Here is a 22,856-nt window from a genome sequence, read left to right on the forward strand (position 1 = left end):
CGCCGTAGCATCGACGCAACGGCAAGCGGACGCGGGAGGGCGAGATGGACGCCGAGCACGAGTACCTGAAGGTCCCGGAGGTGGCGAAGGTGCTGCGCATAGCCCGCAGCCGCGCCTACGAGCTGGTCGCCGAGGGCGAGATCCCGGCCGTCAAGATCGGTCGCAGCGTGCGGGTGAGCCGCAAGGACCTCGACCGCTGGCTTGAAGGCCAGAGCTACACAAACGTTGTCCAGGGCTAGGACCCTTTTTGGGGGTAGTTCCGAGGGTTACTCCCAGATGCATCGGGGAGGACCGCAGCGGAGCCGGAGACGCTGCTTGACCCCGGCGTCTCTGCGGGAGGCGTAGAAGCCCATCTCCCGCGCGAGGCGCCGGTTGAAAAGGTCCGCGGCTTCGTCGCACGGCAGGTGACCTTTTCGGACCGCGTGCGCCAGCAGACCACAGGTCCTCAGCACAGGAACGCCCGGGTACAGGCAACGCACCAGCTGTACCGCAGCTCTGTCGTCCACGAGGAAGGCAAAACCGCGGCTCGCGGCGACTGCGGCGGCCTCGGCCTCGCCGGCGTCGAGCTCTATCCTGCCTCGGACGTCCGGGCACCGTCGGCGGACCTCGTTGCGAATCTTCTTGCTCCTGAAGGTCGAGGCCAGGGCCAACTCACTTGTGGTAGGAGCTGCGGTCTGCCACGTGGTGCCCTTACCCAGTGCAAATGCCCTGATATATGACGCCCAAGGCTTGTAGGGCTCGTTGCCCGGAAACTGCGAAAGGTACAGAGGCCGCAGGAACTCGGATGAGGGCTCTGCATCGAGCGGGTCAAGCGGGGGGATAGCTTCCTGATCGTCCAGCACGGAGGGCGAAAGAAAGACCGGCCCACCGAGGAGCCGGTCGAGAAGATGGGCGTAGCCCGTGTTGACGAAGTTGGAGAGCAGGCTGGTGTCGGCGATGCAGCCTCCGCTCAGGGCCTGCTCTACCCAGGGCTCTTCGACATCCACGCTCCTACGCCACCCGGGGAGGCAGCTGGTCGAACTCCTGCTCTTCCTCCCTGGTGGCTTCGGGAGGATTCTCCAACAATCCGATCTGATGTCTGAAGGTGACCACGTCCACCTTCAGGAGATCTGCGGCCTGCGCATGACTCAACTCCTCCTCTTCGACGGCCGACTTCACCCATTCGAGGACGGAGATGGGGTAGCGCTCGAGGTACAGGGGACGACGCTCCGGTATGCGGAAGAGCCCGGTTTCCAGGCCCAACTGCCTGGCCATAGCGCTCGGGCTGTAGCCCTTCAGGTTCTCGTAATTCCACTCCGGAATGAGCCCCTCTTGCCGGAGCCGGTACAGCAAAGTGGCGTAGCTCACCTGGAAGTGTGCCGCCAAGCTCACCGCACGGTAGGGCTCGACTCCGTTCTCCTTCCAGCTCGGCTCGGCGAGCTCGCGGAGCGCACTGCTGGGAACCAGAAAGTGGGCGGCGAAGATGTCCGCGAACCTCTCCTTGGGGTCCCGATCCCCCTTGCGCGAGATCACCCCCACGGTCTGGTAGTGGAAGAGCGCGTGCGCGAACTCGTGCGCCATGGTGAAGGCCTGACGACCAGGAGCGGTATCCGCGTTGACGAGGATGCTGTAGCCTAGCTTCGGGTGGTTGTAGAAGGCCCCGGATACCCCCTCGCTGCCCCGGCCTATATCGCCCAGCGGGGCACGGTACACCAGCGCCACTTCCGCCTCCTCGAAGAAGGCGTAGAGGTCCACCGGCGCGGTGGTCAGGTCCAACCAGTAGTACTCCCGCACCGCTGCCGCCAGCTTGGGGGCCCTGCGTGCGTCGACGACCATCTGGCCCTCGTCCAGGTCGCGCGGGGGCCTCGAAGGCCCTGGAAGCTCCTGGCCCACGTCCTCCAGAAACTCTGCCCAGTCGTCGAGGAAGTCGAGCCAACGCTCGACTTCCAACTTCGCCTCCGCGTCCCAATCCAGCTCGCCGTAGAGGGCTTCTCGCTCTCTCCTCTCGTCGAGCTCCTCCTCGCCGAGCAGGTAGCCTACGTTAGCCCGGTACAGTCGGGCCAACTCCTCAAGCTGCCTCAAACTCGGAACGCGGGCTTCGGTCTCCCACATGCTGACCAGCTCCCGCTTCGCGCCTATGGCGCGAGCCGCAGCTGCCTGGGTCAACCTAGCCCTGTCTCTTCGCTCCCTTAGTCGACTACCTAGCCCCACCGTCCGACCTCCTCCGCCTTCTTCCCGACTTGTATCTTACCGTCAAGGGCGAAGTAGTTACACGACTCCCCAATGTACTTGTTGCCCATAAGACCGTGCTTCTAGCCTCTGAACGAGGTTCAGTTACACCCGCATTGACAGTATAGCGCAGCTCAGTTACACTGCATAAAGAAGTAGTTGTTACACTCCCCCGGAAAGGAGGTGATGGCTGAGATGGCGGCAGATAGAAGGGCGGGCAAAGGCATCCCCCACGTTGGGAAGCAGCCCAGGGACCGCAACAAGGACGGCTCGTGGCGCAAAAAGCGCTCCGACGCCGGCAAGCCTCGTAAGAAGTAACGGGAAGGGCATAGCTCTGGCGAGCATCACTATGAGGCTCTCGGAGCTATGCCCTTCCCTCCGCAAGTACAGAACGGCTGGGAACGTGTCGGCTCTACCGAGAGAGAAGGAGAAGACGGATGGCGCATGCCGAGGGCGTACTGCCCGACGAAGTAATCAGGGACCACCGGGCGGAAGCCCTACTCGTGTTCGCCTCATTGAGGGCGGATCTCGACCGTGCCGGTGTCGAGACTTGGCTCCGTAAGGCGAGCGAGCTGGTCGCGCAACTCACCGCCCCGGTAAGGGGCGAGCGCGTGGCTAGCGTCGCCGTCGGGCTCGGGCCCACCTTCTTCGTGACCGGTACCTCGCCGCGCTTCGGTCTGGAGCAGAAAATGCCTGTCGGTCTAACCTCGCCGCCACTCGTTCAGGGCGTTGTCGACCCTGCCGCGGCTGCGCAGGACGTCCTCTTCTACATTATGACCACCTCGGAGGCCGCGGCGGCTCGGTTCATCGAAGGGCTGTCGGGCACGCGTAGCCTCGGCCTGGTAAAGACGAGCGTGGAGCGCGGTTTCCAGCGCGAGGACGGCAGGGAGCTCTCGGGTTTCAAGGACGGTGTTCGAAACGTCCCGGGCAACCTCGGCGCCGAGTGGCTTTCGTGAACCGCGACTTGGCGCCCGACGAGCCCCATTGGGCCGAGGACGGCACTTACATGGCGTATCTCAAGGTGAGGCAGGACCTCGACCGCTTCAACGCGCTCCCGGTGGCGGATCAGGAGCAGATCATCGGTCGCAGGAAGACCGACGGCTCGCGCCTGGATCTGCAGGCGGGAACAGATCCTCGTACGGAAGGCGAGTTCGTGGCGCCCACGCCGAGCCCGAACTCGCACGTTCGCAAGACGGGGCCTCGCGGGGCGTTGCACGACCGGACCTTGATCTTCCGCCGCGGAGTTCCGTACCTGAACATCAGGGAAGACGGCGGCCTCGACGGCGGTCTGCAGTTCGTGAGCTTCCAGTCCTCGCTCGACGCCTTCGAGGTGATGCTGAACAAGTGGGAGTTCAACCCCAACTTCCCCGCGGCTGGGAGCGGGATGGACAGGCTGTTCATCGAGGGCTACGCGACCATCGAGAAGGCCGGCTTCTTCTTCGTGCCCCCGCGCGACAACCGCTTCATCGGCGCCAGCATTTTCGATCCGCCCCCGACAGCAGGTAGGTCCAGGGGGCCGGGACGCATTGTTATACGCAAGCGCGTAATCGACGCCTCCGGCAACCGAGTTCTGGCAGAGGTCGGCGGCATCGGGTTCCAGGTCTTCCAGGCCGACACCAACCAGCCAATAGGCGGGGTCTTCATGACAGACTCCGCCGGACACGCCGTGTCTGACGACGTGCCACTCAACACGCCGCTCGTGCTGCGCGAGGTCAGTACTCCTGCGCACCTCGAGCCGATGCCGGAGCATACGTTCACGGTCACTCAGCGGCGTCAGCTCGTGAAGCTCGACAACCGCGTCCGACCAGGGCCCGCCCCAGGTTACGGCGGCTAGGGGATGCGCCGGCGACGAGGTGGCAAAACCGAGTAGCCGGTCATCGCTTTTTCGAACGCGCGACCCGCGCTCGTAGCAGATCCGCGTGCCTACTGGAATATGCTCGGTGTTTGCCCTCTCCATACAGCTTGAGCTTCCTCGCGGCATCTACCACGGAGAGCTCTACCGCCAACTCCCTCGACGACACGGGCGGGAACATGAAGGAGCGCACGCGCGATCGGCCAACGATCACGCGGTCGGGTGCAACGGGCAGGACGGCTAGCGCTACCTCGTAGCCTCGCGGCTCGGTGACCGCGACCTCGTCGGGGACGGGACGCTGGCAGGCGCCCTTCTTGTACGAGCGCACGATGAAGGCACGATACGGTAGGAAAGGGTCGTACGGTCTATGCACTATCATCTGGCCCTGGTGCTCCATCAGCAACCTAACCTGCTCCTCGGGCTCCAGGTTGTCGATCGCGACTAAACGGCCCCCGTCCATGTATCCGAAGCCGAGGATGTTCGAGTAGAAGAAAGGCTCGTCCAAGGGAACCGATCCGTCCTCCTGAGCAGCATAAAACGCCTCCTGCATGAACCACACCTCGGCGAACCACCCCAGCAGACTAAACCTACCGACTCCGCGCCTCAGGTAATCGGCGTCGACCCTGAGCAGGGGCAAGCCCAGCTTGTCGCACAGCGAGCGCTTGAGCTCGTCGCGGGAGATCGTCTTCGAATCGTTCTCGTGATGTGACCCGTCGAACTCGACGGCGAAGAGGGGCAGCGAACGTTTGTCCGCGACCACAAAATCGAAGTGGGCCCGTAGCGCGTAGCCGTATTCTTCATCGGATAGGCCACTAGATTGCACATTGAGGGCATCGGCAACCCGCACCTTCGGAAAGACCCTAGCACCATGCTCGGTGGCCGCTTTCCAGAGTTCCTTCTCCGTGGCTGCTTCGTTAGAGTTGACGAGGATCTTCTTGCGGCGATCCATCTCCGACCCTCCTGTTCTAAGTGTATCTAACGATCCTACGTCCGCGAGAACTGCACCTCTCAAGCATCATCGCATAGGGGTTCATCGTGGTGGAGCAGTGCCTGCTTGGCCTTTTTTGGACTAGCGTAAGAAGGAACACAAGAGCTAACATGCCGTCTATACCGATGAATCTTGGCACAGATGATTACGCGCACCTCTTCGCCCGGCTACGGACCAACAGGAACCGCAAGGTGTGGTCCGAGCTCACGGCTCATCAGGCCCCGCACAAGCCCATCCTGCTTCTGTGCGTCCTCGACCTCTTCGACTCCGGCGGTTTCTCCTCGAACCTCGTCGAAATTTCGGAAGATATCGCGGAGTTGTTCGGCCGGTACTGGGAGCGCATCCTGCCCTTCGGCCGCACGGGCAACCTCGCGTTGCCCTTCTTCCACCTGAGGAGCGAAGAATTCTGGCACCTGCTCCCGAGGAACGAGGCCGCCGGAATCGGCCCGCAGATAACGTCCCTGGCCCGGCTCCGGGAAGAGGTCATCGGGGCCCGCTTGGACGGGGAGCTCTACGATGCGATCCGCTCGAAGGAGAACCGCGACCGGCTTCGGAGCGTCCTGATCGAGACGTACTTCTCGCCGGAAGCGAGGCGACCCCTCGTCGAGCAGAGCGCCATCAACCGCGGCGCCTTCGTCTACAGCGAGGAGCTGCTGAAGCGCCCCAGGGACCCTAAAGTGCAGGAGACGCTGTCCATCGAAGAAGCGTACCGTCCCGCCGTCCGCGACGGCGGGTTCCGGCGGGCCATCGTCAACGCGTACTCCCACCGCTGCGCCCTGTGCGGCATCCGAGTTCGCACGCTCGACGGGCGCACCGCGGTCGCAGCGGCGCACATCGTACCGTGGAGCGAGACGCAGGACGACCGCCCGGCCAACGGCCTGGCGCTGTGCAGGACGTGCCACTGGACCTTCGACGAGGGCCTGCTCGGGGTTTCGCAAAGCTACGAGGTCCTGGCCTCCCGGCAACTCGGCGTCCCCGACAACCTCCCCGGCTACCTGACGAGCCTGGAAGGGCGCGCCATCTTCCACCCCTCGGCGGAGGCGCATCGGCCCGATCTCCGTTCCCTGGAGTGGCACAGAGAAAACGTGCTGAGGTAGGGGAATGCCAGGCTACGGTTCTCGACAGCAACGGCCGAGAACATACAGGATATTTCGGCGATCGGGCTGGAAGCAAACGGGCCGCAAATGGAAATACGGCGCGCCAGAAGGTCCGGCGGCGCGAGGACCTCCAGGCTACGCCTCACCCGGTAGACCGGCCTGGGCGGCCCTACCGCGGGGAGCGGGGCATCAGCCACCGGCGACGAAGGCACGCGGTTGGACACCAACCTCTTCGTGTACGCCCACGACGCTTCGGCCGGGCCGAAGAGGGAGGTGGCCAGGGACCTGATCGCCGGCCTGTGGCGGGAACGCTCCGGCTGCCTGAGCGTGCAGGTCCTCCAGGAGCTGTTCGTCAACCTGACACGCAAGGTCCCCAGGCCGCTGCCCTCGCGCGACGCCGCCGCCTTGGTGGAGGACTCTCCGCCTGGAGGGGTCCACTCGCCGGGCCCCCGCGACATCCTCTCCGCCGTGGAGCTGCACGAGCAGATGAGCGTCTCCTTCTGGGACGCCATGATCCTAACCAGCGCCCGCTCCTTTGGGTGCTGCGTCTTCTACTCCGAGGACCTGGGCGCAGGACATAGCTACGATGGGGTGCGGGTCGTGAACCCTTTCGCATCTGAAACCGGAGGATAAAGGGCGTCTTCGGCGACGCCCCGCGGCGCCACCGGCGGGGCTCCTCTCGACGAGCAGCGCCATCGGCCTTCGTCCCCCTCCCTCGGCTGCGACCACCTCCCTGCCGGTACGCAAAACCGTAATGCCGCAAGACCTGCCTCGCGCCAAAGCCGCCCTCGATAACAACTTGCGCGTTCGCAGGCGACCGTTGCACTACCCTCCGCTTCCGGTCTTCCGTCGGCGCCACAGACGACACACCTCCCGGAATCTCGAGCCGCCCGTAGTTTCGCGCAGGGCCATCGCCAGAGAGCAGAGGCTGCCTCCGAAGCGCAAAGACCCAAGACGATGAGCCAATTACACCCCCTACTTTCGTCGCCCAAAACCCCCCCAAAGTAGGGACAACTTCCGGTGTCGGTTCGAGAAGATTCATCCATAAGGGAGGACAGGGCTCACCTGGTGAGGGGAGGCATGCGATGGAAGAGGACAACCGGAGAGAAAGCGTGGGAGGAGTCGGAGGCTTCCGCGGAAAGGAGGTCGGCGTGGTCGGCACGATGGCGCCCCAAGACGCACGCATGAGGGAAGAGCTCGAGAAGCAGCGTCGGAGGTTGTCGGAGGAGTTAAAGGAGCTCTTCGGACCCGCCTTCGGCCCGGGGGTGGAGGCGTACGGCCGCTCGTTCGCCGAGCGCCTCTCCGAGGACGAGGCCCTGCTCGCCGAGGTACGCGAGCGTTTCGAAGAGGGCAGGGCGGAGGGCCGCTTCCCGGCCCTGCGGGAACTTTTGTCCGAAATGAACGACGAGGCCCGCGACGAGTTCTTCGAGGACGGATGGGTCGGGGTCTTGCTGCCCGCGCCGCCGAGGAACCCCTGGGATCACGCGCCCTGGAACGGCAACCTTGAGGCCTACCGCGAGGACCTCTACGCCGGCATGACCTTCGGCATACCCGACCTGCGTCCCTTCGCCCAGGAGTGGATGGAGGAGCTGGTGAGGGTCGGCTACCACGGCATGGAGGAGTCGATGAGCCTGCCCCTCAAGCAGCAGGCGGGCGACCTCTCCGCGGTCCCGAAGCCCCTGCCGCTCTACGAGGAGGCCTACCCCGTGCGCATCGGCGAGGCAGGGAAGGTCTACTGGCTGCAGCTCGACGCGGGCCGCTCCGAGCGCGGCTACGGGGAGATAGCCGTCTCCGACGAGCCCCTGCGCTCCGACAGGGCCATCTTCGCCGCGATGACCTCCCTCGAAGGGCGAACCTTCGACACGGAGAAGTTGCGCCGGGTCTTGCCCGGAATCATGCCCTCCTACGGCGAGTCCTTCTGGGACCGCTGGATGGCGGTCCTCGGCGCCAGGGGCGCCCCCACGGGCCTCGCAGAAGACCTGGAGTCCCTCCGCTACCACGCAGCCCTCGACTACGTCCTCGCCGTCCTCCGTTACCACCGCCCCGGCTTCGACGATCTGCCCCTCCAAGAGAGGACGGCCCTCGTCGTCGAAACCTGCTCCTACGTTAACGCCTACCTCGAAGGGTTGCGCAAGCTCATGTCCTTCGTCGAGTACGGCACGCCGGGTCGGCGCATACCGCCCGCAGCCACCAGGCTCATAAACCGCGACATAAAGGCCGCCGTCCTCAAGGACGTCGAGGGCCTGACCTACCGCGAGATCGGCCGCGAGCTCGGCGTTCCTCCTCCCGACGACATCGCCCACAAGGGCGACCACCCCACCGTTCGCAAGATGGTCCGGCGTGCGAGGTCGGTCCTCAAGGGGGCTCTGGGCGCGGAAGGCTGGGAGGCGCAGGCCCAGATCATGAAGGTCAGGGCGGCGCGCCGTCTCTCCGACACCGATGCCGAGCGTCCCGAGGAGGAGCGTCCCCGTGACGAGAAAGGCGAGCCCGGCATAGCCTGAACCCGCGCTTTACCCCGGAATTCGGCGACCCTTCGGATTCCGGTACTCCGGCCGCACCCCCTCCCGTACCTTCGTCGCATGGACGAAAAGGACGCAAAACAGCGCACCACCTACAGAACCTCGGAGGTCGCTCGCGAGCTCGGCATTTCCGTCGAGTGGCTCAGGAAGGGCGAGGAGCGAGGCTTCTTTCCTCCCGCCCGTCGCGACCCCACGAACGGCCACCGCTACTACACCCGGAAGGACATCGAGCACCTGCGCAACCGGCGCACCGCGAGGAACGGCGATGGACGGTAAGCCGTCCGGAGCCGGTCCCCTCGCCGTGCGCATCGAGAGACTGGAGCTAGAAGAGCGGGACGCGGTCCGCAGGCGCGACTGGTCCACCGCCAGGGGCATCGCCCAGGAGCGGGCCGCGCTCAAGGAGGCCCACCACCACGCCCTTGCGAAGCGGGAGGCGGAGCCCGGCCGCAACTCGCGCGTGGGGAGGAGGGCATGACCACGATCCCCAACACCTCCTCGGCGGAAGGGAGGCCGTACGAACTCGTCGTCTTCGACGTCCGAGTCCCCGGCGCCACCGAGCGTCTTGTCTCCGAGCGCGCGGCCTGGCGAGAGGACGCGACCGTAGAGCCGCTCGGCCCCGACCATGCGGCGCTCATCGTTCGCGCCGGCGGAGCGGCCCGGATGCACAACCGGAGGGCGGCGTGAAGCCTATCGAGCGCGTGTTGGAAGCACTCGATGTCGCCAGAGGCCCCGTCGGGAATGGCGAGTACCTCGCCCTCTGCCCCGCCCACGACGACCGCAACACACCGAACCTGCGCGTGCGCGAGGCGGAGGACGGTCGCGTGCTTGTCCGTTGTTTCGCAGGCTGTAAGCAGGACGAGGTCCTCTTCTCCCTCGCGGAGAAGGGCGTCGGCAAGACGGACCTCTTCGCCGGCAACGACGGGGGAGGGGATGATGCTACCCCCCGGGATCGCGTGCACGCCTGCACGCTCATGACCTACGCCCTGGCTAAGGACTTGCCCGTCGAGCTCCTCCAAGAGTTCGGGCTCTCCGACACACACTACTTGGGCAAACGAGCCGTGAGGATCCCTTATCTCGACGAGGACGGCTCTGAGGTAGCCGTGCGCTTCCGGTTAGCCCTCGAGAAGGGCCCCAAGGGGGACGATCGCTTCCGCTGGCGCAAGGGGTCTAAGCCCGCGCTATACGGTTTGTGGCGGCTCGGGTATGCCCAGGAGGAAGGCTATGCCTTTCTCGTCGAGGGCGAGAGCGACTGCCACACCCTCTGGCACCACGGCCTCCCGGCGCTCGGGATGCCGGGCGCGAGCAGCTGGCGCAACGAGTGGGCGGAGCACCTCGAAGCCGTTGGGAAGGTCTACGTCATGGTCGAGCCCGACACGGGCGGCGAGGCCTTCTGGGAGAGGCTGGCCGCTTCCCCAATCCGCGAGAAGCTCCACCGCGTCCAGCTCGACGGGGCGAAGGACGTCTCCGATCTCCACCTGCAATCCCCCGAGCGGTTCGCGCAGCGCCTCGAAGCGGCGCGTTCGGTGACCGTGGCCTGGCTCGACCTGGCCGAGAGCGAGGCCCAGGAGGCGGCGCGCGAGGCGTGGGCTTCCTGCGAGCCCCTGGCGCTCGCCCCCGACGTCCTGACGGTCTTCGCCGACGAGCTCGGGCGCCGCGTCGCCGGCGAGTCGCGCACTGCCAAACTTCTTTACCTCGCCCTCACGAGCAGGCTGCTGGAGAAGCCCGTGAGCGTGGCGGTCAAGGGCCCCTCCTCCGGCGGCAAGACCTACCTCACAGAGCAGGTCCTCTCGTTCTTCCCCGACGCCGCCTACCACGCCCTCACCGCCATGAGCGAGAAGGCGCTCGCCTACTCCGAGGAGCCCATCAAGCACCGCTTCCTGGTCTTCTTTGAGGCCGAGGGGATGGCGAGCGACTTCGCGACCTACCTCATCCGCTCTCTCCTCTCCGAGGGCCGCCTGCGCTACGAGTTCGTGGAGAAGACGTCGGAGGGCTTGCGCGTGCGCCTCATAGAGCGCGAGGGCCCGACCGGCCTGATCGTCACGACCACCGCCGTGAAGCTCCACCCCGAGAACGAGACCCGCCTGATCTCCCTCACCGTCGCCGACACCCAGGAGCAGACCCGCGACGTCCTCGCGGCCCTCGCCAAGGAAGAGAGGGAGGAGGTGGACCTCACCCCCTGGCACGCCCTCCAGGAGTGGCTCTCGAGTTCCGCCGCCTCCCGCCGTGTCACTGTCCCCTACGCTCAGGCCCTCGCCCGCATGGTCCCTCCCATAGCCGTCAGGCTCCGGCGGGACTTCGGGGCGGTCCTTAACCTCATCCGTACCCATGCCGTCCTGCACCAGGCGAGCCGCGAGAAGGACGACCGGGGCCGTGTCGTAGCTACGCTGGACGACTACGCAGGGGTGCGCGCCCTGGTCGCCGATCTCGTCTCCGAGGGCGTCGAGACGACCGTGCCCCAGGGCGTGCGAGACGCGGTGCACGCGGTCGCACGCCTGCACGCCGAGAAGGCCGAGCCTGTTGCCGTTACGCAGGTGGCGCAAAAGCTCGGTCTGGACCGCTCCGCCGCTTCCCGCAGGGTCAGGGCGGCCAAAGAGCGCGGCCACCTCCGAGACCTCGAAGACAACCCCCGCAAGCCTTCCCGCCTCGTCCCCGCCGATCCTTTGCCCGAGGACCTGGAGATCCTGCCGCGCCCGCAAGCGCTCGCCGACGCGCTCGAAGCGTGCAAGCGTGCAGGCGAAAACGGGGGGATACACAACCCCCCTCCCCCCTCTTCGGAAACTCACGCAGCGGTGGAGGGGGGAGGGGTAGCCATCCCCTCCGAAAACGGCGCACGCCTGCACGCCCGTGATAGCGGCCCCGAGGAGCACGCGCCCGACGATGAACGCGAGAGGTTCACGCTGTGACGGCTGCCCGCGCCCTCCTCGAGGACTTGAGGGAGCGCGGCGTGCGCCTCGAGGCGGACGGCCTCTCCCTGCGCGTGGATGCGCCGAAAGGTGCCCTGACCGGAGCGTTCAGGCAGAGCCTCGCCGAGAACAAAGCCCAGCTTCTCAAGCTCCTGCATTGGGAGAGTAAGAGGCTGGAGGAGGCCGACAGGCGGGGGCTCGTGATCCGGTGGAGCAAGGAGCCCGGCTGGATCGCCCTGCACGACCCCACCACCGGCGAGTGGCACGAGGTCAAGGCCTCCGAGTGCCTTCCGAGCGTCGTGGAGTCGGCCAAGGCCTACCGGCGGCGGGGGAGGGACGAGCGGTGAGCGAGTACGTAGGCGCTGCCCGATCCTTGTACCTGGAGCTCCGCGCCCTTGGCCTCAAGGTGTGGGTCGAGGACGACCCCGACGGGGTAGTGCTGGACTACGGCCTGATCGTCGACGGCCTGCGCTCGCTCCCGGAGACGAGCGCCCGGAGCGCGAGGCGGCGCATCCGTCGGCACAAGGAGGGCCTGGTCCTGCTCCTCCTCGATCGGCGCGACCCCGATCTCGACGCCGTGCGCAGGGAGGGGCAACGTGCATGAAGCAAAAGGGGGCGGAGTGGTGTGTGAGAAACCCCTTATAAGAGAGAAGCTGACACACACCGGCGAGAGGGAGGCGAAACGAGCTGGACTTCGACACCGCATCGAACAACCGGAGGCGGCGCAGACAAGACCCCTCGTTGGGTAGGACCGGCCGCGACGTTCCAAGGAGCGGGGTACGAGGCGGGGGAAGCGCCGGCGAGGCCTTCAGGATCCCGGCCGGCGCGAAGAAGGCGGCGATGGTCCACCTGGCAATAGTCGCCTGGCGCGAGGGCCTGCTCGACCCTAAGGACCTCGGCGAGGTGCGGGGAAGGACCGTGGACGAGGCCGGGCTGCAGCGCGCCCTCTACCGCTCCTCCATCGGCGAGATCGAGCACGTCGTCGGCCCCGCCCTCAAGGGCAAGCGCGTCGTGGTGGAAGGACGCCTCGCCGGCACGGCCCGCACCGCCTTAGAGCGACTCGGCGCCGAGGTTGAGGAACTGCGCCAGGAGGACGAGAAGCGCTACGTGGACATGACCCCCGCCATCTTCGTCCTCGCCGCCGTCGCGATGGCCGTGCGCTACGTGAGCCTCGGACTCGACGACCAGAGCCTCTACATCCTCGCGGGCCTGGGCTTCGCCCTCATGTACGGCCTGCGCCCGTTCTTCTTCAAGATGCAGCGCCCCAAGGACTAGGGGAAGGGGAGCAGAAGCTGAAGGTAGCCACCCACGTCGTCTTCGCCGAGTGCTGCTGGTTCGCGGCCTCCGCCGTCTTCGACGTCCACTACGAGACCCCCTCGGTTCTTGCCGCGGCCGTCTGCTCCATCCTCCCAGACGCCGACTACCCGAAGAGTTGGCTCGGCCACCAGCTCGGCGCCCCCTCCCAGTGGCTGCACGAGCGCTTCGGCCACAGGAGCTTCCTCCACTCCTTCGTCGCCCTCCTGTTGGTCACCGCCCTGCTGGGGCCCCTGCTCTGGTTCCTCGTGGGCCACCCCGCACCGATGGTCGCCGTCCTCGTCGGCTACGGCTCCCACCTCTTCGCCGACATGATGACCTTGGGGGGCGTGCAGCTCTTCTGGCCGAGCAGAGTCATCGCCGTCTTCCCCGGTCGCGACGAGTACCGGGTGGTGTCGGGCGGCAACTCCGAGAGGGTCTTCGTCGCCGTCGCGCTCGTCCTCGCGCTCCTCTTCTACCCGGTCAGCCGCGCGGGCTTCGACGGCCTGCTGCACCGCATGGCGGGATCGGACGCCCTCTACGGCGAGGTCGTCTCCGTAACCGACGGCGACACGGTAGAGGTCAGGGCGCAGAACCTCACCACGCAGGTTAGGCTGATAGGCGTGGACACCCCCGAGACGGTCGACCCCGAGGGGCCCATCGGCTGCTTCGGCCCCGAGGCCTCCGAGCACACCAAGCGCGTCCTCCGCGAGCCCCAGACCGACGCCGAGGGCGACGTCCTGCGGCCGGGCCGGCTGGTGAGGCTGGAGATCCCCCGCATAGGGGACTCCGAGGACGCCTACGGGAGGACCCTCGCGTACGTGTGGCTCGACGCGGACGGGGAGGGCGGGGAGTACGAGCACCTCTTCAACGAGGACCTCCTGGAACTGGGGCTCGCCCGCACGACGACCTTCTCCCACGAGTACCGCCGCGAGTTCGAGCGGGCGATGGAAGAGGCGAAGGGAGAGGGCGCGGGCCTGTGGGGCGCGTGTCCTACGGTAGAGAATTATTGAGCGCAGGAGTCGCAGGCCGAGAGCCGGCGCCTGGATGCCGTCGTCGAAGACAACCCAAAGGCGCCGGGCTTATACTATTAACGAATATGCACTGTTTAGTTAATAGCCGCAAGGCTTATTCACACCGGTGAGGATAGCGATGAAGCGTGGAGCTACCGGGGAGTACGAGATCACCGCCATGGGTGGCGAGGCCGTGCGTGCCTTCGTGCCCGCGCCGCTGCCGCCCGACCCGCCGCTCGAACTCCTTGGCGAGCGCCAGCGCTTGCTCGAGCGGGCCTTGCTCGCCTGCGGGCGGCTGGACGGCGTCACCGCCCTGCTGCCCGACCCCGACCTGTTCCTCTACGCCTACGTCCGGCGCGAGGCGGTACTCTCCAGCCAGATCGAGGGGACGCAATCCTCCCTGTCCGACCTGCTGCTCTTCGAACTCGACGAGGCGCCGGGCGTACCCCTCGACGACGTGGTGGAGGTCTCGAACTACGTCGCCGCGCTCGAACACGGCATGGCCCGTCTGCGCGAGGACTTCCCCCTCTCCAACCGCCTGCTGCGCGAGGTGCACGAGAAGCTGCTCGTGCGCGGACGCGGCGCTGACAAGCAGCCCGGCGAGTTCCGCCGCAGCCAGAACTGGATCGGCGGCACCCGTCCCGGCAACGCCCAGTTCGTGCCGCCCCCGCCGCAGCTCGTCGAAGATTGCATGGCGTCGCTCGAGCGCGCCATCCACGCCGCAGACGACGGCCTGCCGGCGCTCGTCAAAGCCGCGCTCGCCCACGCGCAGTTCGAGACCATCCACCCCTTCCTGGACGGCAACGGCCGCGTCGGAAGGCTCCTGATCTCGCTCATGCTCTTCGACGCCGGGGTGCTCGGCCAGCCGCTCCTGTACCTCAGCTACTACTTCAAGCAGCATCGCGCCGAGTATTACCGACTGCTCGACACCGTGCGCGCCGAGGGCGACTGGGAGTCGTGGCTCGACTTCTTCCTGGAAGGAGTAGCGAGCACCGCAGGGGCGGCCGTGGACACCGCGCATCGGTTGCTCGCGCTCTTTCGCGACGACGCCGCCCGCGTGCAGACGCTCGGCCGCGCCGCGGCCAACGCCTTGCGGGTCTTCGACGCGCTTCGCGACCGGCCCCTCGCCACCCTGAACGACCTCACCGAACGCACCGGGGCCAGCTACCCCACCGTCTCCCGCGCGGTCGACGCGCTGGAGAACCTCGGCATCGTGCGCGAAATCACCGGCCGCAAGCGCGAGCGGGTGTTCGCCTACGCGCGTTACCTCGCCATCCTCAACGAAGGGACGGAGCCGCTGTAAAGAAGGTTTACGTGATGGTGTGCTATCGCAGACGTGTCGGGAAGTTCGATCGCTGCCGCAAACCTCGTCGTTGCGCAAAGGTTCGGGGTGCCGCGAATCACACGGCACCCCGGCGTAGAAGCTAACGGTTAGCGGCAGGCCCCGGAGAAACAGCAGATCCGCGCCGAGGGATCGGAAACGGCCTCCTCCGAGAACACGCCTCCGGAAAGGGCTTGCCCGATGGCGGAGGCGACGTTGGCAGCACGGGTCACCTCGATTACAGAGCCCTCCACCGCGGCGACGAGGACGACGGCGACGAAGAGCAGGGCCAAGAGCACGGTCAGGAGGGCCAGGGCAACCGCGGTGGCGTTGAGGACGGGCCGGGCGACTCGGCGATCGAACGCGGCGCGCTCCTCTGGGGCGCACACCCCTACCGCCTCCAACACACGATCCAGCAGCCGCGCGCCTGCACCGGCTCGGGGCTCGCGTCCTCCGCCCTCGGCGGCGGGGAACCGTCAGCGTCGGCTGAGCCGCTGGCGGTGGAGGTGGGCTGGACGGTGGTCGACGTCGTGGCGGTGACGGTCGCGGTCAGGGCCAGGGCGAGCAGCATGACGGCGACCGTCACGAGCGCCATGAGCATCCGGGGGACGTGAATCAACGCGGGGTCTCCTTTCGGGGTCTCCTTCCCGAGGTGGGTACTGCCGCAACCGTACGGGTTGCCGTGCCCGCTCCACACGTCCTATAGGGCGGGCCGAAAAAGAAACGTAGGGGCCGGTACCTAAGCGGTCGGGGTGGATGTCCCCTCTGCGGCTTACTCGTGGCGGCACCGAGCCCTTAGAGGCGGGCTACAGACGTCTACGCCACGGCCCCCCGTCTGATAGACGAGCTTCTTGCAGCTCACCGGCTGTGAGTCGTTGACCAGCTTGCGGGAGTCGCGCACAATAGACCATAGAGGTGGGGGCGCACAGCAGGGGGGCGCACAGCAGGGGGGCGCGTGTACGTATGGGGCGACTTTGCCTGCCGACTTTCAACTTGGGGGAGCATGCCCATGCCGAGGTCGAGCTCAGGCGACGACAAAAGAATTGAGGCAGAGGAAGCGCACGGAGAAGGCGGTCTCCAATGCCTAAAATCGAAGCACACGACGATCTCGAAGCAGGCACGTTGACCGAGGACTCCCGTCTACACCTAAGAGGTTCGGAACGCCGGCTGCTGGATGCGGGCCTTCTACCCGTGGAGGACCTGGCCGTGCTCGCGTCCCGTGAGGGCCGCCGTCCTCGACCGATCTACGGAGCACACCGCTGGTTCGCCCGACGTTTCGGCTCCGCTTTTCGCGCTCTACTGACGGCTGCTGCGCTGCCCGATGGAGGGGACTTTTGGAAGTCCTACTACGAGGGCACGGACCACTGGCACGGCAAAACCGTCCTAGATCCGTTCGTCGGCGGCGGTACCTCGGTGGTGGAGGCCTCGCGCCTGGGCGCGGACGTAGTCGGGGTCGACGTGGACGCGGTAGCCTGCGCGATCACGCGCTTCGAGACGCACGCGGCCGAAGCCCCCGACCTGAGTCCGGCACTAACCCAACTAACGGAAGCGGTCGGCGAAGGGCTCGCCCCCTACTACCGAACCGAAACCGCCGAAGGCGAAGATCGGATAGTGCTCCACTACTTCTGGGTCCAAACCGTCACCTGCGGAAACTGCGCAGAAACCGTGGAGGCCCATCCTCACCACCAACTCGCCTACGAAGCTGAAGGTACAAGGCAGTGGGCCTTCTGCCCGCAATGCCACGGCGTCCAGGAGCTACCCCGCGGGGAGACGGAGCTGCGCTGCGACGGCTGCGTAGTCACGGTGCCCATACAGACCGGCCCGGTACGGTACGGGAGGTTGACCTGCCCGTGTTGCGGGAGCCGAGAGCGCCTTATCGACGTGGCCGCCCGCACCGGTCGACCCCCCGAATGGCGTCTCTTCGCATTGGAGACGCTGGAGACAGCTCCCACCGGCAAGAGGAGCGTCCCCCTCTCCCAACGACGTTTCCGACCCGCCACGGATGCAGACCTGCGCGTGTTCGAGTCGGCGGAGCGCGCGCTGCGGGAGCGGGCAGAACCCGACGGCTCCTTGCCCTGGATCCCCGAACGGCGCATCCCCCGCGAAGGCCGGGCGGACGACCGCCTCCTGAACTACGGCTACGACAAGTACTCGGAACTCTTCAACGCGCGCCAGCTTCTGCACCTCTCGCTCCTGGCCGAGGCCGTAGCGGGGCTTGGGGAACCCGAGCGCGAAGCCGTGACGCTAGCGTTTAGCGATCACCTCACCACCAACTGCATGATGTCCCACTACGCCTTCGGGTGGCGCCGCCTCGCCCCGCTCTTCTCCGTGCGCGCGTACCGGCACGTCACGCGCCCGGTCGAGATCAACCCGTGGCTCGACGGCACTGGCCGCGGCACGTTCCCCAACGCCGTGCACGGGGTGCAGCGCGCCATCGAGTTCGCCCGCCAGCCCAAAGAGCCCTTGGTGAAAGGCGGATTCCGCCCGGTCTCCGACAGCGCCGCCGGCGCGTCCGCCGAGATCCTCCACTCGAACTCCCGCGACCTACGGGGCCGCCTGAAGGACGAGAGTGTGGATCTCGTCCTCACCGACCCGCCCTACCTCGACAACGTGGCCTACTCCGAGCTCTCGGACTTCTTCCTCCCCTGGCTACAGCTTCTCGGGCTCGCCGCCGCCGACGGCGAAGAGGTCGCGGGCTTCGAGGAGAATCTGGCGGCTAGAGGCCGGGACGAGGCCGCTATCGAAGAGTACGCCTCATCCCTCGCGCGGAGCTTTCGTGAGGTCGCCCGGGTCCTGAAGGCGGACGGGCGGCTCGTGTTCACCTATCAACACGGGGTAGCAGGAGCGTGGCACGCGCTCGCCTCGGCCATGAACGAGGCCGGCCTGCGCCCCATACAGGTGTTCCCCCTGCTCGGGGACGGCAACGCGGGCTCTCACAACCACGAAGGCACCAGCAAATGGGATGCCGTCTTCGTAGCCGTTGAGGACGGTAGCGCTACTACTACGGGACCCCTGAAGTTGTCCGAAGCCCAATCGGAACACGTCCGAGCTCACTACGGCCGCTGGGCGAAGAGGCTCTCGAAGATGACCGAGGGGAGGTTCCGCGAGGCGGACCGTCGCAACTTCTTCCGGGCCTGCTTGGTGGCGGGTGCGCTCGGCATGTTCTCGTGCTCGGAGGTGGAAGGGAGAACGCCGCTCGCCGCCGCCTTGAAACAGACACCCCCGGGCCCCACCGAACAGAAAGAAGCGCCCGATGCCTCAATTGTCTAAAAAGGTCCTCTCCCAGTACTTCCGAACGGAGTGCAAGCGACAGCTCCGGTTGAATCTGTCGCCGGACACGGCGCGGTTCCGTCCCGAGAGGGAGGAGCAGGGCATGCCGCCTCCCCAGAAACCCCGACCCGGGCTCGAGCAGATCGCCCAACTCGGCGACGAGTGGCAGGCGGCCAAGCTTCAGGACCTCTCCGAGACGTTCGGCGAGGAGCTCGTGGTCGGCGAGGCGTACACGGACGGTACGGGACAATTGCGGTATCGGAACATGCCGCTGCAAAACGCCCTCGCCGCGGTGAGCCCTGGCCGGTTCCTGGTCGAGGCCGAGTACGAGGTCGGCCCCGCCTTCGAGGGCGCTTTAGGCATCGTGGGCCTGCGCGAAGAGCACGGCCTCGAATACGCCGGGGTGCGCCCCGACATCATCGAGGTCCTCCCGCCCGGCCGCTTCCCGAGGAGCGTGGACCCCTCCGGCGAGACGCGCCCCCTCGGCGCTGACGACCGCCGCCTGCAGCTCCGCGTCATAGACATCAAGCTCACGGCGGAGCCCTCGCCCGGCTACTTCGCCGAGGTGACCTACTACACCATGGTGCTCGCCGGATGGCTCGTGGATAAGGGCCTCGACCACCGCTTCGTCGTCGTGCCCGACGGCGCCGTGTGGCCCGGCTCGCACGAGGCCGCCGAGCTCACCATAACCCACAGACGGTTGACGAACGCCGTAGGCGAGGAGCCGACCGACGAGGCGTTGCGCGAGGCGCTTGCACGGGACCTGGAACAGGTCCCCTTCGAGGTCTTCGCCTACCGGCTGAGGCGCTTCTTCGGCGAAGAGCTGCCCGAGGTGCTCTCCGTACCGTGGGGCGAATTGCCTTGGCACGTGGACAACCGTTGCAAGGGCTGCGACAACCTCGGATACCCCTGGGTGAGCAAAGGCGAGCGGACGGACCACCCCGACCACTGCATGCCCGAGGCCGAGAGGGAGAGGCACCTCAGCAGGGTCGCCTTCATTTCCAGGGGAGCGAGTGCCGCGCTGCGGGAACGGGGGGTGGGGGACGTGGAGGTTCTCGCCAAACGCCCGCCGGAGGACCCGGCCTTCGGCTCCCACCACGTCCTCAAGGCGACGCGTACGGTCGTCTCCGGCAGAGCCGAAGCGCTCGGGACAGGCTTGGCGACCATCCCGAAGGACAGCGGCACGTCCGCGGTAATGCCGAAGTGGACCGACCTCAGGATCTTCCTCTCCGCCGACTTCGACATCGGCAGCGCCATCACCTTCTCCTTCGGCATCAAAGCGTTCTGGCTGGAGCCGCGCCCTTACGGCTCGACGAACCCCGCCCCCCGGCAGAAGCGGAGTTGGCAGGCGGAGTCGTTCGTCGTGGACCTTAAGGACCTCGAGTCGGAGCGCCGGGAGCTCCTGGCTTTCCTCGGCAGGATCGGCGCTATCCTCGACGAGGCCTACGGGCTCGATAGCCAGACCACGGTCCAGTTCTACCTCTGGGACTCCTTGCAGTTCGAGCACCTCTCCCGGGTGGTGGGGCGGCACCTGGAGGCGGTCCTCGACAGAAGGGACATATGGGAGCTGGCCTGGCTCTTCCCGCCGGAGGACCTGCTGCAGAACCCGAGGCTCTCCACCCGCCAGTCCCCGGTTACCACGGTTCGGGACGTCGTGAGGGCCGTCCTCGCCGCCCCCGTGCCCCACTACTACAGCCTGCTCGAAACGGCCCGCTGCTACTACCCCGACAACCTCCCCGAGAACATGAGGGCGTTCGACGTCCACCCGCTCTTCGAGGACGTGTTGAGCGACCAGATCCCCTCCGAGCGGGCCCACGAGGTGTGGTCGAGGATCACCGGAAGCAGGCACTGGTCCGCCCAGATGGAAATCCTCAGGCGCACGGTCGCACGAAGGCTCGTGGCCCTCGACGCCGTCGTCCGTCGCCTGGAAACCGACCTGCGCCCGCTCCTCCCCAATCAGGCTGCCCCGCGCATACAAGCCATAAGGCCGCCGCAGCGCGAGTCCCGACTCAGTTTCGACGGCCAACTCTGGTACGCCTTCGCCAGACTTAACGCGGGCCTGCAGGGGCTGGAAGTGCAGGAGCTGAGGGCCCTGCCGCCGCACGGCCGGGAGGCCAAGTTCGAGAGCGCCCGGCTTCCCGAACGCCTCCTCGGGGACGCGCAAGCGAATGCGCTTAGAAGCCTCGGCCTGAAACCCCGCTCCGGCCGCAGGGTCTACCGCCTCGCGCCGAACAGCCGGGAGGTGAAGTTCAAGGAAGGCGACTTCGAGCTCGCGCTCGCGCCCGAAGACTGGCCGGACTTCTTGGACCGCAGCTTGAAGAGCATGACGGAGGGAACTTCTCTCGAACAGACCTATGCTTCGGAGTACCAGCGCCGCATGGGAGACGTCACCAGGGTCACGGTCGCGGGCATCGACCGGGACCGGGGCTTGATCGCTCTGGACCCCCAAACCCGACCCGATGCCCCGAGCCTCGAGGACCTCGAGGACGAAGGCATAGCGGACTTCGATACGGACGTAGTCCTGGACAGGGTTTTCCGCGACTACTTCACCAAGAAGCTGCTCGCGACCCTGCAGGCGATCGGCAACCCGCCGGCGGCGCGTGACAACCCCCTGGTACGCCGGGCCATCGGGCAGATCACCGCCCGAGGGTCCCGCGTCACCACCCACACTCCCCCCGCGGACTTCTTGTGGGGCGCCAAGACCATGCACGAGACCCGGGTCGGTCGAGACCTGGAGCCCGTGCGCGACCTCCTGAAAGGCCACGGCCTCGGCCTCAACCCCACCCAGTGGAGGGCATGGGAGGAGGCCCTCACCCGACGCCTCTCCCTTATCTGGGGGCCGCCAGGGACCGGCAAGAGCCGCACGGCGCGAGCCGTGATCCTGGGCGCGGTTCTCGAAGCGCATGGGCAGGGCAAAGGGAGCAGGATCCTCGTATGCGCGCAGAACTACAACGCCATGGACGTCGTGCTGCTCGACGCCTACGAGAAGCTCAAGACCCTGCTCCCCGAAGACGCCTTCCAGGTCCGCCGCGTACGGAGCTACACGAGGCCCAAAGATCCCAACATCCCCGACGAAATAGATACGGAGCTCAACCGATTCCAACTTTCCAACCGGGCGATGGACTTGTGTAGCAGGCTCGAAGGCCGGGAGGGCATCACCGTGGTCGGCACAACACCTTCCCAGGTCCACAACCTGCTCCTGGCGCAGGGCGCAGGCGCCCAGGGGGAGTTCTTCGACCTCATCCTCATCGATGAAGCCTCGCAGATGGACGTAGGCCTCTCGATACTCGCCGTGGCTTCGTTGGAGCGAGGAGGCAGCATCGTCCTCGCCGGCGACCCCAAGCAATTGCCCCCCATCCAGCAAGCCGAGCCGCCTTTAAGCCTCGAGGACATGGTCGGCTCCGTCTACGCCTTCTGCGAAAACTTCCACGGGGTCGAGCCCGTGATGCTGGACATCAACTACCGGTCCAATTCCACGCTGGTGGAGTTCTCGTTGGAAGCGGGATACAGGCGAACCCTGAGCAGCTATTCCCCCGATCTCAGGCTAAACCTCCTCAAACCCCTGCCAAACGACAAGCCCGAGGATTGGCCGGCCCCGCTCTACTGGACGCCCGAGTGGTCGGCGTTGCTCGACCCCGACCAACCCGCCTCCTGCTTCGTCTACCCCGAGGGACGTAGCAGCCAGTGGAACCAGTTCGAGGCCGACGCCGTGTCCTCCTTAGTTACGCTGCTTTATGGTCGCGCAGTGGACAAGCTGCTCGGCGAGTGCAACCCTGCGACCCACGAGCTCATCGTTCCGACCAGGAGCACGGCCTACTCGCCCGAGGAGTTTTGGAAGGAAGCGGTCGGCATTGTGACCCCTCACCGCGCGCAGCAAGGTCTCATCGTGAGCCGCCTGCAGCAGGTCTTCGCGGAGACAAACGTCGACCCGGGTCTCATCCGTAGCGCCGTAGACACCGTCGAACGCTTCCAGGGCCAGGAGCGGGACGTGATCGTCGCCTCCTACGCCCTGGGCGACCCCGACGCGATAGCGGACGAGGACGAGTTCCTCATGAGCCTCAACCGCTTCAACGTCATGGCCTCCCGCCCGCGAGCGAAGCTGATCGTGCTGGTCTCCCGTGAGATCGTGGACCACCTTTCGGGAGACCTCGACACTTTACGCGGCTCCCGTCTGCTGAAGATCTTCGCGGACTCCTTCTGCGGCAACGGGCGCCCCATGACCCTCGGATTCCTCGAAGACGGAACGAGCAGAGAAGTGCCGGGCGTATTCAAGCATCGGAGGTAGGAGGGCGCTCTTGCGTAGACCCCGAACGCGCGCCATGGCAGTACGGCACCCCGTGGCTGATGACCATGAGGTACCACGACGCTAAGATGAAGTTAAGGAGAGAGCTT

Annotated in this window: 22 protein-coding genes; 19 read left to right on the forward strand and 3 right to left on the reverse strand. The window is 66.5% G+C overall.

Annotated features, from left to right (window positions below; genetic code table 11):
* Positions 1-44: 44 nt before the first annotated feature.
* Complete coding sequence (locus tag GBA65_RS02205) at positions 45-239, forward strand: helix-turn-helix domain-containing protein (protein ID WP_166395179.1); 195 nt, start codon at positions 45-47, stop codon at positions 237-239.
* 27 nt (positions 240-266) lie between these two features.
* On the opposite strand, the gene GBA65_RS02210 is transcribed toward GBA65_RS02205, so the two are convergent.
* Both GBA65_RS02210 and GBA65_RS02215 read right to left on the reverse strand, forming a co-directional pair.
* Positions 267-986, reverse strand: a complete 720-nt coding sequence (locus GBA65_RS02210; RefSeq protein ID WP_166395180.1) for a hypothetical protein — start codon at positions 984-986, stop codon at positions 267-269.
* 4 nt (positions 987-990) lie between these two features.
* On the reverse strand, positions 991-2,145 hold the full coding sequence (locus GBA65_RS02215; RefSeq protein ID WP_166395181.1) for an ImmA/IrrE family metallo-endopeptidase: 1,155 nt from the start codon (positions 2,143-2,145) through the stop codon (positions 991-993).
* A 258-nt stretch (positions 2,146-2,403) separates the two neighbouring features.
* Here GBA65_RS02215 and GBA65_RS24905 point away from each other — a divergent pair, with 258 nt between their 5' ends.
* The 3 genes from GBA65_RS24905 to GBA65_RS24915 all read left to right on the forward strand — a co-directional run bounded on the left by GBA65_RS24905 (position 2,404) and on the right by GBA65_RS24915 (position 4,042).
* A complete protein-coding gene (locus GBA65_RS24905) occupies positions 2,404-2,526 on the forward strand; it encodes a hypothetical protein (RefSeq protein WP_266096535.1) in 123 nt (40 codons plus the stop codon).
* A 119-nt stretch (positions 2,527-2,645) separates the two neighbouring features.
* Complete coding sequence (locus GBA65_RS24910; RefSeq protein WP_166395182.1) at positions 2,646-3,164, forward strand: Dyp-type peroxidase domain-containing protein; 519 nt, start codon at positions 2,646-2,648, stop codon at positions 3,162-3,164.
* Entirely contained in the window at positions 3,161-4,042 is an 882-nt protein-coding gene (locus GBA65_RS24915; protein WP_166395183.1) for a Dyp-type peroxidase, read from the forward strand. The genes GBA65_RS24910 and GBA65_RS24915 overlap by 4 nt, the downstream gene beginning before the upstream one ends.
* Positions 4,043-4,082: 40 nt before the next feature.
* Here the strand turns inward: GBA65_RS24915 and GBA65_RS02230 are convergent, their stop codons facing one another.
* Complete coding sequence (locus GBA65_RS02230; protein WP_166395184.1) at positions 4,083-5,009, reverse strand: DUF2726 domain-containing protein; 927 nt, start codon at positions 5,007-5,009, stop codon at positions 4,083-4,085.
* A 149-nt stretch (positions 5,010-5,158) separates the two neighbouring features.
* On the opposite strand from GBA65_RS02230, the gene GBA65_RS02235 reads away from it, so the two are divergent.
* The 15 genes from GBA65_RS02235 to GBA65_RS02305 all read left to right on the forward strand — a co-directional run bounded on the left by GBA65_RS02235 (position 5,159) and on the right by GBA65_RS02305 (position 22,749).
* On the forward strand, positions 5,159-6,145 hold the full coding sequence (locus GBA65_RS02235; RefSeq protein WP_166395185.1) for an HNH endonuclease: 987 nt from the start codon (positions 5,159-5,161) through the stop codon (positions 6,143-6,145).
* Between the two features lie 216 nt (positions 6,146-6,361).
* Entirely contained in the window at positions 6,362-6,778 is a 417-nt protein-coding gene (locus GBA65_RS02240; protein ID WP_166395186.1) for a PIN domain-containing protein, read from the forward strand.
* 518 nt (positions 6,779-7,296) lie between these two features.
* Positions 7,297-8,646, forward strand: coding sequence for an RNA polymerase sigma factor (locus tag GBA65_RS02245; protein WP_166395187.1), 1,350 nt, complete (start codon positions 7,297-7,299; stop codon positions 8,644-8,646).
* A gap of 78 nt (positions 8,647-8,724) precedes the next feature.
* Complete coding sequence (locus GBA65_RS02250) at positions 8,725-8,940, forward strand: MerR family transcriptional regulator (protein ID WP_166395188.1); 216 nt, start codon at positions 8,725-8,727, stop codon at positions 8,938-8,940.
* Positions 8,941-8,965: 25 nt separating this feature from the next.
* The gene (locus GBA65_RS02255; RefSeq protein ID WP_166395189.1) at positions 8,966-9,139 is read left to right on the forward strand and encodes a hypothetical protein; all 174 of its coding nucleotides are present in this window, start codon (positions 8,966-8,968) and stop codon (positions 9,137-9,139) included.
* Positions 9,136-9,348: a hypothetical protein gene (locus GBA65_RS02260; protein WP_166395190.1), complete on the forward strand. Its 213-nt coding sequence runs from the start codon at positions 9,136-9,138 to the stop codon at positions 9,346-9,348. Before GBA65_RS02255 ends, GBA65_RS02260 begins: the two co-directional genes overlap by 4 nt.
* The gene (locus tag GBA65_RS02265; protein WP_166395191.1) at positions 9,345-11,567 is read left to right on the forward strand and encodes a hypothetical protein; all 2,223 of its coding nucleotides are present in this window, start codon (positions 9,345-9,347) and stop codon (positions 11,565-11,567) included. Before GBA65_RS02260 ends, GBA65_RS02265 begins: the two co-directional genes overlap by 4 nt.
* Positions 11,564-11,914 carry a TubC N-terminal docking domain-related protein gene (locus GBA65_RS02270; RefSeq protein WP_166395192.1) on the forward strand — a complete coding sequence of 117 codons (351 nt, stop codon included), beginning with the start codon at positions 11,564-11,566 and terminating at the stop codon, positions 11,912-11,914. Before GBA65_RS02265 ends, GBA65_RS02270 begins: the two co-directional genes overlap by 4 nt.
* Positions 11,911-12,171, forward strand: a complete 261-nt coding sequence (locus GBA65_RS02275; protein ID WP_166395193.1) for a hypothetical protein — start codon at positions 11,911-11,913, stop codon at positions 12,169-12,171. The genes GBA65_RS02270 and GBA65_RS02275 overlap by 4 nt, the downstream gene beginning before the upstream one ends.
* A 236-nt stretch (positions 12,172-12,407) precedes the next feature.
* On the forward strand, positions 12,408-12,842 hold the full coding sequence (locus tag GBA65_RS02280; protein ID WP_166395194.1) for a hypothetical protein: 435 nt from the start codon (positions 12,408-12,410) through the stop codon (positions 12,840-12,842).
* Between the two features lie 17 nt (positions 12,843-12,859).
* Positions 12,860-13,873, forward strand: a complete 1,014-nt coding sequence (locus GBA65_RS02285; RefSeq protein ID WP_166398296.1) for a metal-dependent hydrolase — start codon at positions 12,860-12,862, stop codon at positions 13,871-13,873.
* Positions 13,874-14,012: 139 nt separating this feature from the next.
* Positions 14,013-15,176, forward strand: coding sequence for a Fic family protein (locus tag GBA65_RS02290; protein WP_166395195.1), 1,164 nt, complete (start codon positions 14,013-14,015; stop codon positions 15,174-15,176).
* A gap of 212 nt (positions 15,177-15,388) precedes the next feature.
* Positions 15,389-15,808 carry a hypothetical protein gene (locus GBA65_RS02295; RefSeq protein WP_166395196.1) on the forward strand — a complete coding sequence of 140 codons (420 nt, stop codon included), beginning with the start codon at positions 15,389-15,391 and terminating at the stop codon, positions 15,806-15,808.
* A gap of 577 nt (positions 15,809-16,385) precedes the next feature.
* A complete protein-coding gene (locus tag GBA65_RS02300; RefSeq protein ID WP_166395197.1) occupies positions 16,386-18,464 on the forward strand; it encodes a DNA methyltransferase in 2,079 nt (692 codons plus the stop codon).
* Positions 18,448-22,749 carry a bifunctional RecB family nuclease/DEAD/DEAH box helicase gene (locus tag GBA65_RS02305; protein ID WP_207956083.1) on the forward strand — a complete coding sequence of 1,434 codons (4,302 nt, stop codon included), beginning with the start codon at positions 18,448-18,450 and terminating at the stop codon, positions 22,747-22,749. Before GBA65_RS02300 ends, GBA65_RS02305 begins: the two co-directional genes overlap by 17 nt.
* The last annotated feature ends 107 nt before the right edge of the window (positions 22,750-22,856 follow it).

Source organism: Rubrobacter marinus, from assembly GCF_011492965.1.
GTDB classification, from domain to species: Bacteria; Actinomycetota; Rubrobacteria; order Rubrobacterales; family Rubrobacteraceae; genus Rubrobacter_F; species Rubrobacter_F marinus.

Coding starts and splice junctions, on each gene's coding strand:
- GBA65_RS02205 (WP_166395179.1), top strand. CDS start 45: ATGGACGCCGAGCACGAGTACCTGAAGGTCCCGGAGGTGGCGAAGGTG.
- GBA65_RS24905 (WP_266096535.1), top strand. CDS start 2,404: ATGGCGGCAGATAGAAGGGCGGGCAAAGGCATCCCCCACGTTGGGAAG.
- GBA65_RS24910 (WP_166395182.1), top strand. CDS start 2,646: ATGGCGCATGCCGAGGGCGTACTGCCCGACGAAGTAATCAGGGACCAC.
- GBA65_RS02230 (WP_166395184.1), bottom strand. CDS start 5,009: ATGGATCGCCGCAAGAAGATCCTCGTCAACTCTAACGAAGCAGCCACG.
- GBA65_RS02235 (WP_166395185.1), top strand. CDS start 5,159: ATGCCGTCTATACCGATGAATCTTGGCACAGATGATTACGCGCACCTC.
- GBA65_RS02250 (WP_166395188.1), top strand. CDS start 8,725: ATGGACGAAAAGGACGCAAAACAGCGCACCACCTACAGAACCTCGGAG.
- GBA65_RS02260 (WP_166395190.1), top strand. CDS start 9,136: ATGACCACGATCCCCAACACCTCCTCGGCGGAAGGGAGGCCGTACGAA.
- GBA65_RS02280 (WP_166395194.1), top strand. CDS start 12,408: ATGGTCCACCTGGCAATAGTCGCCTGGCGCGAGGGCCTGCTCGACCCT.
- GBA65_RS02290 (WP_166395195.1), top strand. CDS start 14,013: ATGAAGCGTGGAGCTACCGGGGAGTACGAGATCACCGCCATGGGTGGC.
- GBA65_RS02305 (WP_207956083.1), top strand. CDS start 18,448: ATGCCTCAATTGTCTAAAAAGGTCCTCTCCCAGTACTTCCGAACGGAG.